The sequence below is a fragment of the Pseudomonas sp. AC083 genome, from assembly GCF_979253165.1.
Map to the genome: position 1 here is coordinate 113,502 of NZ_CEEDDH010000003.1, position 18,859 is coordinate 132,360.

The 18,859-nt window shown below is 60.2% G+C and carries 19 protein-coding genes; all 19 read right to left on the reverse strand.

All coding sequences use genetic code 11. From position 1 onward, the window contains the following. Positions 1–6: 6 nt before the first annotated feature. The gene (fliL, locus tag AC0IXA_RS06620) at positions 7–510 is read right to left on the reverse strand and encodes a flagellar basal body-associated protein FliL (protein ID WP_016771071.1); all 504 of its coding nucleotides are present in this window, start codon (positions 508–510) and stop codon (positions 7–9) included. A gap of 213 nt (positions 511–723) precedes the next feature. Then, a complete protein-coding gene (locus AC0IXA_RS06625) occupies positions 724–2,091 on the reverse strand; it encodes a flagellar hook-length control protein FliK (protein ID WP_471812263.1) in 1,368 nt (455 codons plus the stop codon). 105 nt (positions 2,092–2,196) lie between these two features. Next, a complete protein-coding gene (locus AC0IXA_RS06630) occupies positions 2,197–2,544 on the reverse strand; it encodes an Hpt domain-containing protein (RefSeq protein WP_341638785.1) in 348 nt (115 codons plus the stop codon). Between the two features lie 30 nt (positions 2,545–2,574). Then, positions 2,575–4,278, reverse strand: a complete 1,704-nt coding sequence (locus AC0IXA_RS06635; protein WP_471812265.1) for an ATP-binding SpoIIE family protein phosphatase — start codon at positions 4,276–4,278, stop codon at positions 2,575–2,577. A 5-nt stretch (positions 4,279–4,283) separates the two neighbouring features. After that, positions 4,284–4,589 carry an STAS domain-containing protein gene (locus tag AC0IXA_RS06640; protein WP_341638783.1) on the reverse strand — a complete coding sequence of 102 codons (306 nt, stop codon included), beginning with the start codon at positions 4,587–4,589 and terminating at the stop codon, positions 4,284–4,286. Positions 4,590–4,753: 164 nt separating this feature from the next. Next, positions 4,754–5,203 (reverse strand): flagellar export protein FliJ, encoded by a 450-nt coding sequence (gene fliJ / locus AC0IXA_RS06645; RefSeq protein ID WP_016771076.1) that lies wholly within the window; start codon positions 5,201–5,203, stop codon positions 4,754–4,756. Between the two features lie 6 nt (positions 5,204–5,209). Continuing rightward, complete coding sequence (gene fliI / locus AC0IXA_RS06650) at positions 5,210–6,568, reverse strand: flagellar protein export ATPase FliI (RefSeq protein ID WP_016771077.1); 1,359 nt, start codon at positions 6,566–6,568, stop codon at positions 5,210–5,212. Beyond that, positions 6,558–7,364, reverse strand: a complete 807-nt coding sequence (gene fliH / locus AC0IXA_RS06655) for a flagellar assembly protein FliH (protein ID WP_130901141.1) — start codon at positions 7,362–7,364, stop codon at positions 6,558–6,560. The genes fliI and fliH overlap by 11 nt, the downstream gene beginning before the upstream one ends. A gap of 4 nt (positions 7,365–7,368) precedes the next feature. Further along, positions 7,369–8,388, reverse strand: coding sequence for a flagellar motor switch protein FliG (fliG, locus tag AC0IXA_RS06660; protein WP_016771079.1), 1,020 nt, complete (start codon positions 8,386–8,388; stop codon positions 7,369–7,371). Then, positions 8,381–10,168, reverse strand: a complete 1,788-nt coding sequence (fliF, locus tag AC0IXA_RS06665; protein WP_016771080.1) for a flagellar basal-body MS-ring/collar protein FliF — start codon at positions 10,166–10,168, stop codon at positions 8,381–8,383. Before fliF ends, fliG begins: the two co-directional genes overlap by 8 nt. Positions 10,169–10,182: 14 nt before the next feature. Continuing rightward, entirely contained in the window at positions 10,183–10,512 is a 330-nt protein-coding gene (gene fliE, locus AC0IXA_RS06670) for a flagellar hook-basal body complex protein FliE (RefSeq protein WP_016771081.1), read from the reverse strand. Between the two features lie 128 nt (positions 10,513–10,640). Then, positions 10,641–12,023 (reverse strand): sigma-54-dependent transcriptional regulator, encoded by a 1,383-nt coding sequence (locus tag AC0IXA_RS06675; protein WP_471812270.1) that lies wholly within the window; start codon positions 12,021–12,023, stop codon positions 10,641–10,643. A 5-nt stretch (positions 12,024–12,028) separates the two neighbouring features. After that, positions 12,029–13,240, reverse strand: coding sequence for a sensor histidine kinase (locus tag AC0IXA_RS06680; RefSeq protein WP_341638781.1), 1,212 nt, complete (start codon positions 13,238–13,240; stop codon positions 12,029–12,031). A gap of 110 nt (positions 13,241–13,350) precedes the next feature. After that, positions 13,351–14,826, reverse strand: coding sequence for a sigma-54 dependent transcriptional regulator (locus tag AC0IXA_RS06685; protein ID WP_016771084.1), 1,476 nt, complete (start codon positions 14,824–14,826; stop codon positions 13,351–13,353). 172 nt (positions 14,827–14,998) lie between these two features. Continuing rightward, positions 14,999–15,295 (reverse strand): flagellar protein FliT, encoded by a 297-nt coding sequence (gene fliT / locus AC0IXA_RS06690; protein WP_016771085.1) that lies wholly within the window; start codon positions 15,293–15,295, stop codon positions 14,999–15,001. A gap of 11 nt (positions 15,296–15,306) precedes the next feature. After that, entirely contained in the window at positions 15,307–15,705 is a 399-nt protein-coding gene (gene fliS, locus AC0IXA_RS06695; protein ID WP_024012101.1) for a flagellar export chaperone FliS, read from the reverse strand. A gap of 129 nt (positions 15,706–15,834) precedes the next feature. Beyond that, positions 15,835–17,283 carry a flagellar filament capping protein FliD gene (gene fliD, locus AC0IXA_RS06700; protein WP_471812273.1) on the reverse strand — a complete coding sequence of 483 codons (1,449 nt, stop codon included), beginning with the start codon at positions 17,281–17,283 and terminating at the stop codon, positions 15,835–15,837. 82 nt (positions 17,284–17,365) lie between these two features. Continuing rightward, positions 17,366–17,722, reverse strand: coding sequence for a flagellar protein FlaG (locus AC0IXA_RS06705; RefSeq protein WP_024012099.1), 357 nt, complete (start codon positions 17,720–17,722; stop codon positions 17,366–17,368). A 73-nt stretch (positions 17,723–17,795) separates the two neighbouring features. Beyond that, a complete protein-coding gene (locus AC0IXA_RS06710) occupies positions 17,796–18,647 on the reverse strand; it encodes a flagellin domain-containing protein (protein WP_073472782.1) in 852 nt (283 codons plus the stop codon). Between the last annotated feature and the right edge of the window lie 212 nt (positions 18,648–18,859).

Below are 18,859 nucleotides of genomic sequence, written 5' to 3' on the forward strand. Positions count from 1 at the left end.
GTGTTCCTACTGCAGTACGAAATTAGTAAAAAGCAACTGTTCGATGACCACTTTGCCCAGTTCTTTCTGCGCCACTTCCTGGACGCTGGCGGTGGCCTTCTGGCGCAACATCTCCTGGCCGACCGGGGTCGCCAGTGTGGCGAAATCCTGACCGGAGAAGAGCATCACCAGGTTGTTGCGGATAACCGGCATGTGCACTTTGAGCGCGTCCAGATCGGCCTGATTGCGCGCCAGCATGGTGATGCTCACCTGCATGTAGCGCTGACGGCCGTTCTGGTTGTAGTTGGCAACGAAGGCCGGCGCCATCGGCTCGAAAATCGCCGCCTGCTTGCCGACTGGCGCTGCTTCAGCGGCCTCGGCAGGCTTGCTCTGCGCGCCGTGCATGAAGAACCAGGTCGCCCCGACGGATGCACCAATGGCCACCAGCAACGCCAGCACGATCACGATGATCAGCTTGAGTTTGCCTTTGGTTGCGGGGTCTTTTACTGCTGCAGCTTCGCTCTTCGCCATGCCAATAATCCGTCACTAATCGGGGGTTTCACAGTCGCACGGCAAGGCAAGAGCAAGTGTTATGCCAGAAGTGTCAACGCGTCATCTGAACGGCGCCATAAACAAATGTGGGAGCGAGCCTGCTCGCGAAAGCAATGTGTCAGTCAACATATAGGTTGAATGTCACATCGTATTCGCGAGCAGGCTCGCTCCCACATTGGGTATTGCGTTGCGTCAGGCGTAATAGTCGACCGCGCTGCTGCCAATCACGCTGGTAGTCTGCGCCGCCACTTCAGCGACAGTAGCTGGTGCCAATTCCTCATCCGCCGAATCCAGGCGTCCGCCGGCAGCGCTGGTCCGGCCACTCTGGCCCTGCTGCGCCTGCTCCTGGCCTTGCTGCCCCTGCCAGCCACGGTTCTGGTCGGCGACGTTGACGTCGACCTGGCCCATGCCCTGCTGGTTGAACATGTCGCGCAGGCGGTGCATCTGGCTGTCGAGCGCTTCACGCACGCTCGGGTGCGCGCTCATGAAGGTGACCTGGGTCTGCTGATCGGGAACCATGTTCACGCGGATATCCAGACGCCCAAGCTCTGCCGGCTGCAACTGAATGTCGGCGGCCTTCAGGTTGACGCTGGACAGGTACATGACGCGGTTGACCACTTCTTCGGTCCAGCCGCTCTGGTGCATGGCGATCGGCTGATTCACCGGCAGCGCATTGGCGGTTTTCGGCGTAGCGGCCTGGGTCAGTGCCGCCAGACGGTTGGCGAAGTCGTCGACGCGGGTGTCGCTGGTGGCGGACTTCAGATCCTTCAGACCATCGTCGATCAACCCGCTGAAAGCTTGTTCGCCGCCCTGGCTGGTGCTGTCCTTGTCGGCCTGCACGTCGAGCATGCTGGCCATGCCGGCGGCAAAGTTCTGCGCGGCGGTCAATTCGCCGTCAGCCTGAGCTTGAGCAGGCGTGGCTTTCGGTTGCGCCTGGCTGGCGGCAGAAATATGCCCGCCCTGCTCCATCGCCATGCGCACGGCCGGCATCGAGTCGAGCGGGTCGGCTGTCGGATCAAATTCGCTGTCGGTGGCCGCCGGATCTTTGACCATGCCCGACACGACCGCCAATGCAGGCGTTTCGGTTTCCGGCTGGGCTGGCGTGGTGACTGTTGGTGCTTGCAGCACAGGCGCTGCCACCAACGGCTGAACGACTTGCGCCAGGGCCGGATCAAGCGCCGGGTCTACAGGCGCGGCATCGGCCACAGGGGTTTGTACGGTTTCAGTGGTGTCATCGGCAGTGGCAGTCGCGTCGTCGCTCGCCGCCGCTTTTTCGGCAGGCAACGCTTTGCCGCTATCGGCAACTGCTGGCTCGGGCGCGGCAGACTGATCTTTGCCGATATCCTTTTTGCCACTGCTGTCCGCGACCTTGTCGCGTGCCGGCTTGACTGAATTATCGGCGCTTGCGGCAGGCTTGGCCGGCGCCTGATCGGCAAACACTCTGGCGAAGCTGGAAGCCTTGTCCCCGGCGTCTGCGGCCATTGCCGACGATTTGGCAGAGGCGGCTTGCGCCTTGGCCTGAGCGGCGGTCTGAAGAAGAATGTTGGGGGTCGCAGGCATGACACGGTCTCCGCTGCACTGGGATCGTAGGTACAGTTGAGCAAGATGACTGCAAGTGCCGGGCCAGTTTGGCCACACACTTGCGAAAAGCGCCGGACGGCGAGATCAATGAGTCAACGCGTGCTGCCGCTCGTCTTCGTATACCGGGCGGACATCTGCGAACTCGCCAGTGATGTCAGCCACCAGCCTGGCGATTTCCGAGGGGCTTTTATCCTTGGCTTCCGATTCCAGCTCTTGGCAGAGCGCAGCCAAGCGGACAGCTCCCATGTTGCTGGCGCTGCCCTTGAAACTATGGGCAACCGCCGATAACACCTTGGCATCAGAGGTTTTTTGCAACTCGCCCAAGCGACTTTCGGAATCCGCCAGAAAGGTATCCAGAAGCTCCGGATAACCCTCCTCCATGACTTCGCGCAATACGCTCAGCGCCTCGCGATCAATATGTGTTTCTGTCACTTGCTCACTCCTTGATCAAGAATGGGCGGATTATGCCTCAATCTCCCAGAAAAACTCCACGCTGGCACTACGACCCTGGTCCGACCAACTGGCGTTGCGCCCCAGTTGCCGGACCAGACCGATGCCGCGTCCCGACAAGCGGACGTTATCCACGGGGCGCTCCATGACCCGCGCCACATCAAAGCCCTTGCCGCTGTCCTCGACGCGGATGACCAGCCGCCCGCCCTCGCCTTGCGGCTGGACCTGCAGATGCACGCGCACGAAACCGTCTTGCAGCGCCTCCAGCCGCGCCGCGCGCACTTCATAGTAGCGGGCGAAACCTGCCGCATCGCGTTTGAGGCTGGAGTCCAGCCCGAGCACGCCATGCTCCAGGCCATTGGAATACAACTCGGCGAGCACGCTGTACAGCGCCCCGCTTTGCGCGCGCAAGCCATGCACCTCAAGCAGCAACTGCAAGAGGAACGGCAACGGATTGAAACGCCTGAGCGTGGCGCCGCGAAACTCGAAACTGGCCGACCAGTTCAGCGGGCACGACTGGCCGCTGTCGGAATACACCGGTGCCGCGCCGTGGGTCTGCGCCGACTCAAGCAGACTGACCTCGACCATGCTCACATCATCACGGGCCTGTCCGCGAAAATCGCGCAGGGCCTGTTCGATATCCTCGAACAGCCGATCCGGCTCGCGGTTCGCCGCAAACACCTGCTGCAAGCGTTCGACGCCGAACAACTGGTCATTGGCATCGCAGGTATCGATGACCCCGTCCGACAGCAAAAACACTCGGTCATCAACGGCCATCGGATACACATCCGTACGGTCATCGAAGGCTTGCGCGCTGAGAATCCCCAAGGGCAAATGCCGCGCTGGCAAGGGCACGCGCTCGCCGCTGGCCATGCGGTGCAAGTAACCGTCGGGCATGCCGCCGTTCCACACCTCCACCGAACGGCTCTGGAAACTCAGACTGAGCAACGTAGCGCAGCAGAACATGTCCACCGGCAGGATGCGTTTGAGCTTGGCGTTCATCTCGCGCAGGGTTTCGGCCAGGCCATAGCCCTTGGCGGTCATTCCATAAAACACTTCGGCCAGCGGCATTGCCCCCACCGCTGCCGGCAAGCCATGCCCAGTGAAATCGCCGAGCATGACGTGCATGTCACCGGCCGGCGTGTACGCCGCGAGCAACAAGTCACCGTTGAACAGCGCGTAAGGCGATTGCAGGTATCGGATGTTCGGCGCGCTCAGGCAACCGGAATGCGCGACCTTGTCGAACACCGCTTTGGCCACGCGTTGTTCGTTGAGTAGATAGTCGTGATGTCTGGCGATCAGATCGCGCTGCTGCAGGACAGTCGCCTGAAGGCGACGCAAGCGATCCATCGCCTTGATTTTGGCGGCGAGTATCACCTGGTTGTACGGCTTCGCCAGAAAATCGTCGCCGCCAGCCTCCAGACACCGAGCCAGCGCTTCACTCTCGGTCAGCGAGGTGAGGAAGATGATCGGCACCAGCGCTTCACCCGCCAGCGCCTTGATCTGCCGCGCCGCTTCGAAGCCGTCCATCACCGGCATCAGCGCGTCCATCAACACCAGATCGGGCTGCTGCTCTTTGAACGTTTCCACCGCCTCGGCACCATTGGCCGCTGTGAGCACCTGATGGCCCTGACGGCGGACAATGGTCGACAGCAGCAGCCGGTCGGCGGCGCTGTCTTCGGCGATGAGAATGGTCAGCGGCTCTTGCGCCTGCATGGGCGTCAACTGATGTCGAAGAGTTTGTCGAAGTTGGAAATCGCGAGGATTTTCTTCACATCGGAGCTGCTGTTGACGACACGGATATCCGACTCGTCGCCACCGGCGTGATCACGCAGCAGAAGCAGCATGCCCAGCGCTGAGCTGTCGAGATAAGTGGCCTCTTTGAGGTCGACCACGATGGATTCGGGCTTTTTGTCGAGCCGCTCATACGACTCGCGAAATTCCTGATGGCGACCGAAATCGAATCGGCCTTTGATCGCGATGGTCAGTTTGTGGCCATCCGGTGAAACTTCTGTAACGACTGACATTGACTGGCTTCCTTGTCATTGACGAACCTGTACAAGGTGTAGCACCTGGATAGGCTTGGGGCAAGGCTGGAAAAGCAGATCAAAAGATCGCGGCCTTCGGCAGCTCCTACATTTGAAAATGCAGTCCCCTGTAGGAGCTGCCGAAGGCTGCGATCTTTTGATCTTTAAAAGGCATCACGCCGTGGCAAGCGCTGCGACAGTTCATCCAGCAGCTTCTGCTCGCGCTTATCTTCCAGGCGTTGCGCCTCGTCGCGATAGCGCTGCACCAGTTTGCGCAAACCCTCGACGCGGGCAAACGCCTGCTGCCATTCCTCACGCGCCTTGTCGAGTTTGTTCTGGTGCCAGACCAGGCTCTGCCGTTGCTGGTCGACGGCGGTGTCGAGTTGCGCCAGAAACCCCTGAAAACCCAGCAGCCATTGCCCGGTCACGCCGGTGCTGCCGCGCACGATCCACTGCTGCGAGTAATCCAGACGAAAGGCATTGAGGTCGGCCAGCTTGCTTTCGGCGACCTTGACCTGACCCTGGAAGTAGGCGAGGCGCTGCACGGCGGCTTTCTCGGCCTTTTCGGCCATATCCACCACCGGTGCCAGGCGCGCGGCGCGGCTGACGGCCATGGCCGGTTACCCGCCCGCCGCAGGGGCGAACAGGGTTTCCAGATAGGCCTGGCTTTCACCCAGATTGATTTTGTCGTTGAGGCCCTGGCGCTGATACCTGACCAACTGCGGTTGCAGGGAAATCGCCAGATCGGTCTCGCGATCGCCACCGGCCACATAGGCACCGACGCTGATCAGATCGCGGCTCTGCTGATAGCGTGACCAGAGCTGTTTGAAATACTGCGCGCGCTGCATGTGATCCGGCGAAACCACCGCCGGCATCACCCGGCTGATCGAGGCTTCGATGTCGATCGCCGGATAGTGACCTTCCTCGGCCAGGCGTCGTGACAGCACGATATGGCCGTCGAGCACACCCCGCGCCGAGTCGGCAATCGGGTCCTGCTGGTCGTCGCCTTCGGACAGTACGGTGTAGAACGCCGTGATCGAACCGCCGCCCTTCTCCGCGTTACCGGCACGCTCCACCAGTTTCGGCAGTTTGGCGAACACCGAGGGCGGATAGCCCTTGGTTGCTGGCGGTTCGCCGATGGCCAGAGCGATTTCCCGCTGGGCCTGGGCGAAACGGGTCAGCGAGTCCATCAGCAGCAGAACGTTCTTGCCCTTGTCGCGGAAATACTCGGCGATGCGCGTGCAATACATTGCCGCGCGCATACGCATCAGCGGTGCGTCGTCCGCTGGCGAGGCGACCACTACCGAACGTTTGAGGCCTTCTTCACCGAGAATGTGTTCGATGAATTCTTTAACTTCGCGACCACGCTCACCGATCAGGCCGACGACGATGATGTCGGCCTCGGTGAAGCGGGTCATCATGCCCAACAGCACCGATTTACCGACACCGGTACCGGCGAACAGACCCAGACGCTGGCCACGGCCGACCGTCAGCAAACCGTTGATGCAACGGATGCCGACGTCCAGCGGTACGCTGATCGGATCACGGTTGAGCGGGTTGATTGTTGGGCCATCCATCGGCACCCAGTCTTCGGCCTTCATGCCGCCCTTGCCGTCCAACGCGCGACCGGCGCCGTCGAGGACACGGCCGAGCATGCTCATGCCCATCGGCAAACGACCGGTATCGGCCAGGGGCACCACGCGGGCGCCCGGGGCAATGCCGGCGACGCTGCCGACCGGCATCAGAAAGACTTTGCTGCCGGAAAAACCCATGACTTCCGCTTCCACCTGGGACGGATGGTAGCTGTCGTCATTGATCACCATGCAGCGGGTGCCCATGGCGGCGCGCAGGCCTTCGGCTTCGAGGGTCAGGCCAACCATGCGCAGCAGCCGACCTTCAAGGATCGGCGCGCCGGCAATCTCGGTGGCCTCGGCATAGGTGCTCAGGCGCTTGGCGAAGCTGGTGCGTTCAAGGCGCATCGCTGGCGTCCGCGCGCGGCTCGTCAGAGTCGACAGCCGCTGGGGTGTCTTCAGGAATATCGAGCGTCAGGTCTGCCGCTGCCGGATGCAGAGCCTGCTCATGCAATTGGTCGAACAGCTTGGCCATGACCTGGGTCACCCGCGATTCGACGCTGGCGTCGATGCGGCTGTGCTCGGTTTCAACCCGGCAACCGCCCGGCAACAGCGACTCGTCCTCGACGATGCGCCAGCTTTCTTCGTGGCGTTCGCGCAGGGCTTTGACCTGGGCGAAATCCTGCGGATTGACGTACAGGCGCACGTTTTCCACGCCCAGCGGCAACAGCTTGAGAGCATCGCGCATGACGTGTTCGATCTGTGTCGAGTCGATGGCCAGTTCGCGCTTTATCACCTGTTTGGTGATGTGCTGCACGAGGTCGACCAGCGACTTTTCAATCTGGGTGTCTTGCTCGGCGATCGGTTCGAACAGGTTGGCCATCAGCAGCTCAAGGCTGGCGATTTTCGCCGCCAGCGCCGTTTCTGCTTCCTGACGCACCTTCAGCGTGGTGCTGTGAAAACCTTCTTTTTCGCCGATGGCGAAGCCCTCGTTGTAAGCCTCCTGGCGGATGCTTTCGAGTTCCTCCAGGGTCAGTGGCTGGACTTCTTCCAGCGGCACTTCCTCCATTTCCGGCGGCTCGGGCTCGGGTTCCGGCTCGGGTTCCGGTTTCGGCGGGTCGAAGCTGGGCAGCGCCCAGGATTCGAAACCACGAACATCGCGGGCGCGGATCAGATCCGTCACAGACTCGTCAGGCTTATCCATGGGCTTAGATCATTTCCTCGCCGCCCTTGCCACCGAGCACGATCTCGCCGGCTTCGGCCATACGACGGGCAATGGTGAGGATTTCCTTCTGTGCGGTTTCGACGTCGCTGACGCGCACCGGGCCTTTCGCCTCGAGGTCGTCGCGCAACAGTTCGGCAGCACGCTTGGACATGTTCTTGAAGATCTTTTCCTTGACGCCTTCGTCCGAACCCTTGAGGGCCAGTACCAGCACATCGGAAGACACTTCGCGCAACAGCGCCTGGATGCCACGGTCGTCGACGTCGGCAAGGTTGTTGAAGACGAACATGAGGTCTTCGATCTGACCGGACAGGTCTTCGTCGACTTCGCGGATCGAGTCCATGAGCTGGCCTTCGATCGAGCTGTCGAGGAAGTTCATGATGTCGGCCGCACGCTTGATGCCACCCAAGGTGGTGCGCGAGGCGTTCGAGTTGCCGGAGAACTGTTTCTCGAGAATCTGGTTGAGTTCTTTCAAAGCTGCCGGTTGCACGGTGTTCAACGACGAAACGCGCAGGATGATGTCCAGACGCACTTTATGGTCGAAGTTACCGAGCACTTCACCGGCCTGATCCGGGTCGAGGTACGCAACCACGATTGCCTGGATCTGCGGGTGTTCGTAGCGGATGACGTCGGCGACTGCGCGCGGCTCCATCCATTTCAGGCTGTCGAGACCACTGGTGTTGCCACCGAGCAGGATGCGGTCGATCAGGCCGTTGGCCTTGTCTTCACCGAGGGCCTGGGTGAGCATCTTGCGCACGTAGTCGTCGGAACCGACGCCGAGGCTGGTCTGATCGCCGACGATGTCGACGAATTCGCTCATCACCTGCTCAACCTGTTCGCGATGAACGTTGCCCATCTGCGCCATGGCCACGCCGACGCGCTGAACCTCTTTGGGGCCCATGTGGCGCAGCACTTGCGCAGCATCGGTCGAACCCAGGGACAGCAGCAGAATCGCGGCTTTGTCGACCTTGGTCAGTTTGACGGTGGCGGCTCGGTTATCACTCATCTGCGTTAATCCACTCTTTCACGACCTGAGCCACGCGACCCGGGTCTTCAGCTACCAGACTCTTGATTGCATTCAGTTGCGCGTCATAACCCTCGCTCGGGCTCGGCAACAGAATGCTCTGCGGACCACCGAGGCTCACGCGGTCGTTGGCCAGTTCGCCGTCCAGGCCGCCCATGCCACCGAGTTCCACGTCGCTGCCCAGACCGGCCAGCTCCTTGCCTTTGCCACCGCCGGTGATGTTGTTGAGCACCGGACGCAGCACACCAAACACCAGCACAAGGATGAACAGCACACCCAGCACTTGTTTGACGATGTCCCAGAACCATGGCTGGGAGTAGAACGGAATATCGGCAATCACTTCGCCACGCTCGGCGGAGAACGGCATGTTGATCACGCTGACGCTGTCGCCACGGCTGGCGTCGAAACCGACGGCGTCCTGCACCAGACGAGTGAAGCGCGCCAATTCGTCGGCGCTCCACGGCGCACGGCTGGTTTCACCGTTGGCCGGGTTGACCTTGACCTGATCGTCGACCACCACCGACACCGACAGGCGATTGAGACGGCCCTGCTGCTGCTTGGTGTGGCTGATCGAACGGTCGAGCTCGAAATTCTTGGTCGATTGTTGACGCTTGTCCGCCGGGTACGGTGCGAGCATCGGCTGGCCGGTGGCCGGGTCCATGATCTGCTGACCGTTGGCGTCAACCAGTGGCTGACCCGGCTGGATCATCCCGGCCGGTGCGGCGGTGCCACCGGTGGTCTGCGGCGCCGAGGCAGGCGCCGGTGGCTGGTTGCTCAGGGCACCCGGCACACCTTGCGGACCATTGCTGGCGGTGCGTTGTTCGTTGACCGACTGCTCGCTGCGCAACGCCGGTTGGTCCGGGTTGAATTGCTCGGCAGTCGATTCGACGGCACTGAAATCGACGTCGGCCGAAACTTCAGCCTTGTAGCGATCGTTGCCCAGTACCGGTTGCAGAATGTTGTGCACGCGCTGGGTGAGCATGCTTTCCATGCGGCGGCTGTAATCGAACTGCTTGCCGGCCATGGTCATTTCCGAGTTCTCCGCCTGATCGGAGAGCAGGTTGCCCTTCTGATCGACGACGGTGATCTGCGATTTGCTCAACTCGGGCACGGAAGTCGCCACCAGGTTGATGATCGCCACCACCTGACCCGGCTCCAGCGAACGCCCGCTGTACAGCTCGACCAGTACCGAAGCGCTTGGCTTGCGCTCGTCACGGACGAACACCGAACTCTTCGGAATGGCCAGGTGCACGCGGGCACCCTTGACGTTGTTCAGGCTGGAGATGGTCCGCGCCAGTTCGCCTTCGAGGCCGCGACGATAACGGGTCGCTTCCATGAACTGGCTGGTGCCCAGCCCCTGTTCCTTGTCGAGGATTTCGAAACCGATGTTGCCGTCGCTGGGAGTGACACCAGCAGCAGCGAGTTTCATCCGCGCACGTGAAAGGTCGTCGGCCTTGACCAGCAAGGCGCCGGAATTGGGTTCTACGTTGTAAGGGATGTCAGCGGCGGCCAGGGTTTCCATGACCTGCTTGGCATCCATGCCGGCAAGGCTGCCGTACAGTGGACGGTAATCCGGCTGCTGCGACCACAGCACCACGGCAAAGCCAATCGCCACGCTCGCAGCCAGACCGACCAACAGGCCAACCTGACGCAGCACGGTCATCTGGGAAAGGTTTTCCAGAAAGGACAGGCCGAACAGCGGCGGTTTGCCGTCGATCGGGGTGGCCTTGGCCGGAACGTTATCAGCGACTGCTTCTGCCATGACTTATTTCGCCCTTAAACCGGCATCTGCATGATGTCTTGGTAAGCCTGGACCAGCTTGTTGCGCACCTGGGTCAGAGCCTGGAACGACACGCTGGCTTTTTGCGACGCAATCATGACGTCGGTCAGGTCGACACCGCTCTTGCCGATCTCGAACGCGTTGGCCAGTTGAGTCGACGCCTGCTGGGTATCGCTGACTTTATTGATCGCCTGACCGAGCATGTCGGAAAAGCTGCTGCCCGCGATTTCAGGGACAGCGGCAGTCGATTTACGCGCAGACATGGCATCCACTTTCATGGCCTGCATGTCCATCATCAACCGATTAAATTCAATACCTTGGCTCATGGTCTACTCTCTTGGGCGGCCCGCAATTTTTTGACACTCACTCGGCGGGTACACAGGTATTAGCAACAAGGGTGCCAGCTAGTGGGCACCCTTCTGAGAAAAGCATCTGGAATGTTTTGCAGCATCGATCAGGTGGCGAACAGATAGCCTTCGACGTCCATCCCGGCGTCGCGCATTTGCGCCAGTTTGTAGCGCAAAGTGCGCGGGCTGATGCCGAGCTTTTCGGCAGCTTCCTTGCGGCGGCCACGCTCGGCGCGCAGGGTGTCGATGATCATCTGAAACTCCCGGCGGCGCAGGTCATCGCCCAGGGCGCCGGAGGAGTCCGCCTCGATTTCCACCTCGCGAATCACCGGTGCCGGAACCGCCAACGGCGCAAATGTCACCGCACCGCTCAGGCAAAAATCCTGCGGCTGAATCAAACCGCCCTGCTGCAGGATCAGCGCGCGCTGAATGGCGTTGTCCAGTTCACGCACATTGCCCGGCCACGGGTACGCGGTCAGACATGCTTGAGCTTCGGGGGACAGCTTCGCTGCTGCGTGCTTCATTTTATTGACGTGTTTGGCCAACAACTTTTCCGCCAGCGGCAGGATATCGGCAGTGCGTTCGCGAAGTGGACGCCAGGCCAGAGGGAAAACCGACAAGCGGTAAAACAGATCTTCGCGAAAACGCCCCGCTGCCACTTCGCCGGCCAGATCACGGTTGGTCGTGGCGACCACGCGAATATCCAGACTGATCGGCTTGCGCGCGCCCACTCGCTCCACTTCACGCTCTTGCAGAACGCGCAGCAGCTTGGCTTGCAGGCCCAGTGGCATTTCGGAAATTTCGTCGAGCAGAATGGTGCCGCCGTCCGCCTGCTCGAACTTGCCGGCCTGCGAAGCGATGGCGCCGGTGAACGAACCCTTCTCATGACCGAACAATGTCGCTTCGAGCATGTTGTCGGGGATCGCCGCGCAGTTGATCGCGATGAACGGCTGACTGGCCCGCGGCGATTGTTGGTGAATGTAACGCGCCAGCACTTCTTTACCGGTGCCGGACTCGCCGGAGATCAACACAGTCGAATCACTGCGCGCAACCCGCGCCGCCAACTCAAGCAACTGCGCACTGGCCGGTTCAACGGCGACGGGGCCTTCCGCTTCGCCAGCATCAATGCAGCCCAGCGCATGCCGCGCCACCAGATCGAGCAATGCCTTGGGCTCGAACGGCTTGACCAGATAATCCGCCGCGCCTTGGCGCATCGCATCGACCGCACGCTCGACCGCGCCATGGGCGGTCATCAGCAGTACCGGCAATTGCGGCTGGCGTGCGCGCAGCAACGCAAGCAATTGATGACCGTCCATGCCCGGCATGTTGACGTCGCTGACCACCAGGCTGAAGGCTTGCTGCGCGACGGCCGTCAGCGCTTCTTCGGCGCTGCCGACGGCGTGATAGTCGTGGCCGGCGAGCAGCAGCGTATCGGCCAGCGCTTCGCGCAACGAACGGTCATCCTCGACCAGCAACACCTTGATGCCCATGACGTTTATTCAACTCCCTGTGCAGCGGAAAACAGTGGCAGGCTGACCTGCGCGCAGGTGCCGCGCCCGACTCGCGAACGCAAGGTCAATTCTCCCTGATGCGCACGGGCCACCGCTTTGACCACAGTCAGGCCGAGGCCGGTGCCGGTGACTTTGGTAGTAAAAAAAGGCTCGCCGAGGCGCGCCAAAACTGTCGGCTCAATGCCGCTGCCGCTGTCGCTGACACACAGACGCAGGGTGTTGCCTCTGGTGTAGCAATGCACTTTCAGGCGCGCTTCGCCGGCGCTGGCCTGAATGGCGTTTTCAATCAGATTCAGTAATGCCCCGACCAGTGTGTCGCGGTTGCACAGCAGCTCACCGGCATGGCTGTCGCACTGCCAGCGGATCGGCAGATCCTGCACATGGGTCAGCGCCGCTGCCTGCAGCGATTGCATCAAGGCATTGGGGGTAATGCGGTCGGTCAGCGGCAATTCACCGCGAGCGAACACCAGCATGTCGCGCACTTGATGTTCGAGTTCGTGCAGACGCTCTTTCAGGCGCCCGGCAAAGCGTTGCTGGGTTTCCACCGGCAATTGCTGTTCAGTCAAATGACTGGCGTAGAGCAAAGCGGCGGACAGCGGTGTGCGAATCTGGTGGGCCAGCGACGCAACCATGCGCCCCAGCGACGACAAACGCTCATGCCGTGCCAGTTGATCCTGAAGATGCCGGGTTTCGGTCAAGTCGTTGAGCAGCACCAACTGCCCCGGCTCGGCATCCAGCGAGCGGGTGGAGATCGACAGACGTCGACCGTTTTTCAAGGAGATTTCGTGACCGTCGTCTTCACGGGGAGCGAAGCAGCGTGCGATCACATGGCGCCAGAGTTCGCCTTCGAGTGGCGAGCCGAGCAGATCGATGGCGGCCGGGTTGGCTTCGCGTACCAGACCGTGGCCGTCAATGACGATGACGCCGCCGGGCAACAGGGCGAGAAGGTTTTGCAGGCGATTGGCCAGGCGTTCTTTTTCCGCCAGTTCCTGCATGCGCTGGGCGCTGACCACGGCCAGCTCACCCTTGAGTTCGGTGACCCGCGCTTCGAGCAGGCTGTAGGAGTCGGTCAGCTGGCTCGACATCTGGTTGAACAGCTGGAAGGCCTGCTCAAGCCCCTGACGACTTGCCTGCTCTACGGACGAGGGTTGCCCCACGATATTGGAGGCAGAAGAGATCTGGGCGGCTTGGGGCATTGGGCTCTCTCGCTTGGCTGACCGTCAGTGAAACGGAACGTTGCGAGGGCTATAGCAATACCCGTGCCTAAAAAAAACCGCTTATAAATTAAGCGCTTGAAAAACAGGCGTCAATCATCCGCCTGTTCATCTCCTCCAGCCCGGCTCATGCCGTACTTGCGCATCTTCTCGACCAGGGTGGTGCGACGGATGCGCAGACGTTCAGCGGCGCGGGCAACAATGCCATTGGCATCGTCCAGCGCTTGCTGAATCAGGCCCTGCTCCAGGCCACCGAGGTAGTCCTTGAGGTCGAGGCCTTCCGGCGGCAGCAGTGCACTGGCGCTGAAGTCAGGCGTATGGCCGTTGATCGCCACGCGCTCTTCCAGATCGCTGCGCAGGCTGTCGACCATCTGCTCGTCTTCGTCGTCGACGTAGCGGAATTTCTTCGGCAACTCGACCACGCCGATCACGCCGTACGGGTGCATGATCGCCATGCGCTCGACCAGGTTGGCCAGCTCGCGGACGTTGCCCGGCCAGCCATGACGGCACAGCGACATGATCGCCGCCGAGTTGAAACGGATCGAACCGCGCTTCTCATGCTCCATGCGCGAGATCAGTTCGTTCATCAGCAGCGGGATGTCTTCGACGCGCTCACGCAGTGGCGCCATCTCGATCGGGAACACGTTCAGGCGATAGTAGAGGTCTTCGCGGAACGAGCCGATCTCGATCATGCTTTCGAGATTCTTGTGTGTCGCGGCAATGATGCGCACGTCGACGCTCTGGGTCTTGTTGCTGCCCACGCGTTCGAAGGTGCGCTCTTGCAATACGCGCAGCAGCTTGACCTGCATCGGCAGCGGCATGTCGCCGATTTCGTCAAGGAACAACGTGCCGCCGTTGGCCAGCTCAAAGCGCCCGGCACGGCTGGTGATCGCGCCAGTGAAAGCGCCCTTCTCGTGGCCGAACAGTTCGCTTTCCAGCAACTCTGCAGGGATCGCCCCGCAGTTGACCGGCACGAACGGCGCGTCGCGGCGTTTGGAGTGGTAGTGCAGGTTGCGCGCGACCACTTCCTTGCCGGTGCCGGACTCGCCGAGGATCAGCACGCTGGCGTCGGTGTCGGCCACTTGCTGCATCATCTGCCGGACGTGCTGAATCGCACGGCTGGTGCCGACAAGACTGCGGAACAGATTGGGTTCGCGATGACGGCCGCGTTCGCGGGCCTGGTCGTACATTTCACGATAGACCTGGGCGCGATGCAGCGAATCGAGCAATTTGCTGTAGCTGGGCGGCATTTCCAGGGTCGACAGGACGCGGCGACGCTGGTCTTCAGGCAGGTCAACGGAAGAATTATCGCCCATTAACAAAACCGGAAGGAACTCATCCCAGGTTGCGAGTGTCTTTAGCAAGCCCAAAAGCGCGCCAGGAGCATTGACGGTCCCGATCAGTACGCAAATGACTTCACGACTAGACGACAAAGAGCCGACAGCCTGCTGCCAGTCATGGCTGCCGCAGGGTAAATTTTCTTCGCCAAGAAAATTCAGAATCACCGCCAGGTCGCGGCGGCGGACGCTATCGTCATCGATCAGCAGAATTTTGGTTTCACGCCACATGCAATAGCAACTTCCCTAGTCAACTCAATGCCCGAAAAATAAGGCAAGCGAGACGCTTGCAGGACACCATGTGCCTGTAGACGCCCTAAACCTGATAATAGCCACTAGTTAAGTCAAAAAACCGTGCACAGTCAAATTTATGGCGCACATCTCTGGTTCAACTGACGGTTAATCAACCAAACAGATGGTAAACCTTTGCAGCCTTTTGCGCTTGGGTGATCTGCGACATCTCGTTGGCTATCGCCTGCCGCTCGCCCATTGCCACCTCGAGAAGCTCTTTGTAGACGAATAGCAACTCTTCAAGGTTATCGCGCAGCGCAACTTCGTCCAGCGAAGCTTCCGCCATGACGTCTTCCATGCAGGAACGGCAAGCCAGATCCAACTCGCCAATGGCTTCCCAGTTTCGCTCGGCCAATGCTCCGACCAACGCTTCACGGGTATCGGCTATTCGCTGCAATACAAGACTCATGGTGACCTCCTTCAGAACTGCGGAGCCGGCACAGGCGCGATGGCGTCCCAGCCTTCTTTTACCGTTGTCAGCAGACCGGCCACTTCATCGAGGACACGCGGATCACTGCTGATGTTGGCCTCGGCGAGGCGCTTCATCATGTAGATGTACAGGCCATCCAGATCGGCCAGCGCCTCGGCGTTGTTCTCAAGATCGAGGCCTTCACGCAGGCCACTGACAATGCCGATGGCCTTGCTGATCGCCGTGCATTTGGCGGGGATGTCCTTGCGCTCAATGGCGCCTTTGGCCTGCGCAATCCGGGCCAGTCCACCTTCCATCAACATTTGCACCAAACGGTGCGGGCTCGCTTCGGACGTCTGCGCATGGGCGCCGACTTTCTGGTACTGCCGAAGGGCTAACATCGGGTTCATGTTCTACCTCATTGCCACGTTGACTCGTATAACCAGTGTATCGCCAACCGGTCCGAAAACTTTAGATCAAAAGACAAAAACCCGGCGCACGCCGATAAAGCGTAGCCGGGTTTTTGTCGTTACTGACTGTTACTTCGCGGACTGCTGAGCGTTCAGCGAGCTGAAGAACGACGTGATGTTGCTCGCCGTTGCCTTCATCTGCCCTACCAGCAAGTCCATGGCGTTGTACTTGGCGGTCAACGTCGTCGTCAGGTTGGCCACGCGCAGATCCAGCGCCGCCTGCTGCTTTTGCAGGCTCGATGTCAGATTAGTCAGGTTGGAACTGCGCTGATCGAGCAGCCCACCAGTCTTGACGTACGGATCAACCGCCGCAGTCATACGCGCCAACAGACCATTCTTGGAATCGGTGCCGCTGAAGAGCTGCTGAACCTGGCCAGCCATGCCGGGAGTTTCCATCCGCTTGTTGAACACTGCAGTGTCGAGCGTCAGCAAACCGGTTTTGCTATCGGTCAATACGCCCATCTGCGAGAGCACGGACAATTGCCCCGCTCCGCCCGCCCCTGGATCTGTCAACTGAGCGCGCACATCCGCCATCAACGAACGCGGCAGAGCGTCACCAGTGAAGGCTGCGGAAACGGTCAGATTGCCGTCGGCATCCGGCGTTGCCTTGGACAAGGTGTCGATGGTTTTCTTCAGGGTGTTATAGGAATCGATGAACGATTGCAGCGATGTCTGGATGCCGGCGGTATTGGTCGCAACCGAAACGGTCGCTGGCGTTGCGACGCCATTGACCAAGGGACTGGCGGCAGTCAGGTTAAGCGTCATGCCGCTGATCGCACCGGTCACGGTGTTGGTCTTGCTGGTAACGGCCAGACCGTCAATGGTCAGGCTAGCGTCCTTGGCCACATCACCGACCGCACCGGATGCCCCTGCCGCAGGACTGTCACCCATCTTCTGGGTGCCATCGATTTCGAGGCCGGCGATACCGCTGACCTGCAGGTCCATGCCGGCGCCCGTCTTGTTGGAGCTCAGTACCAGACGCGAGGCGCCCGTACTGTCAGTCACGATGTTCGCGGAAATGCCATTGCTGGACTGCGCGGTGTTGATCGCATCGCGCGTGGACTGCAAGGTGGCATTGGCCGGAATCGCGACATTGTAATCAATGCCATTCTGACTGATTTTCAGAGTACCACTCGGAATGGCACTGGCGGCCCCGCCGGCGAAGGCGGCACTGGCTACTTTCGAGCCGGTGGCCAGGTTTTTCACGACGACGCTGTAAGTACCCGGTACGGCGGTTTTATCCGAGGTAGCACCGACAACCGATGGCGTGTCAGATGTTGCGGTAAAACCGGCAAACGCCGGACTCGAAGCTTTGTTCAGATCGCCCATCGCTTTCTGATACGCAGCCAGTGCACTTTTCAGCGAACCGACACCGGAAATCTTCAGGCTGTTGGTTTTGGTCGCAGTATCGATCTGCGTCTGCTTGGCAGACTTGTCGGCGTTGACCAGCGCGGTCACGATCGCGCCGATGTCCAGGCCGGAACCCAGTCCGGAACCCGGTAGAATTGGACTTGCCATGTGCATCTCCCTTCAGATTGTTGCCATTCTTTTGACCGTTACACGCGTCCTGAGAACGAACAAACACTATTCATGCCATTTATCAGACTTTGGCGTCGAACAATACATGACTTGCATTGGCGAGGCTGTCGGCCAGTTTGAGGGCTTCGGCGGAAGGAATCTGTCGAACGACTTCACCCGTCTCGCTCGCAATCACCTTGACGATGACCTTGCCGGAATGCTCGTCGATCGAGAACTCCAGATTACGCTTGATCGACTGGACGAACTTTTCTATCTCTTGCACCGCCAGTTTCAACTTGGCGCCGTCCGCATCCTGATCCTTGGCAGCGACCGGCGCTTCAGTCTTTTGGACTTTAGGCAGCTCTGACGGTTTGTCAGCAACCGGTGGCACTGGCTTGGGAGCCGGATAAGACACGTTAAGCTTTACGCTCATGTCCATGCCCATCACCTCTTAACGTAAAAAAGCGAGAGAGCACGACAAGCGCACTCCCCCGCTTAAACTCATTCCGAAATTACTGAAGCAGCTTCAGTACAGCGGAAGGCAGTTGGTTGGCTTGAGCCAGTACGGAGGTCGAAGCTTGCTGCAGAGTCTGCTGCTTGGTCAGGTTAGCAGTTTCAGCGGCGAAGTCGGTGTCCTGTACACGACCCTGAGCAGCGGTGGTGTTTTCAGTGATGTTCTGCAGGTTCTGGATGGTGCTGGTCAAACGGTTTTGCGAAGCACCCAGGCTGGCGCGGGTTGCACCGATGTTAGCGATAGCTGCGTCGATTGCAGTGATCGCGCTGTCGATAGCGACGGCAGCGTCAGAAGGGCTGGCGCCAGTCAGTACAACAGTGCCGCTGCCAACCGACAGGCTGACGGCGTCGAACTTGGAGCTCAGTACCAGGTCGATGTGGTTAGCCGAACCGGTGTTTGCGCCCACTTGCAGGGTCACAGTACCAGCCGAACCGTCCAGCAGGTTTTTGCCGTTCAGGTTGGTCGAAGCCGAGATACGGGTGATCTCGTCGGACATCTGAGCGAATTCAGCGTTGGTAGCGGTCTGGTCAGCAGTGCCGTTGGTACCGTTACGGGCTTTAACAGCCAGTTCACGCATACGCTGCAGGATGTCGGTAGTAGCTTGCAGAGCGCCTTCAGCGGTCTGGGCAACGGAGATACCGTCGTTGGCGTTCTGGATGGCCTGGGTGTTACCGCGGATCTGCGAAGACATACGGTTGGAGATCTGCAGGCCAGCGGCGTCGTCTTTGGCGCTGTTGATTTTCAGGCCGGAAGACAGGCGCTGCATCGAAGTGGACAGAGCGTCGGAAGCGCGGTTCAGGTTTTTCTGAACGTTCAACGATGTGGTGTTGGTGTTTACTGTTAAAGCCATGACGAATTCCTCGTTGGTTGGGTACTGCGGCTTCCGGCCCTGGCAACCGCCGGGTATGGCCTAGAGAACCTTCGTAATAGTTATCGTCGGGATTGCAGGTTGCTTGAGGGCTTTTTGAAAAAATTTTGCCATCACCACGCCACCCCCGAGAAAACAAAGACTTAGCAGCACATCCAGCGCGAAAAAATGACGTCATAAAACCGCCTGTAACC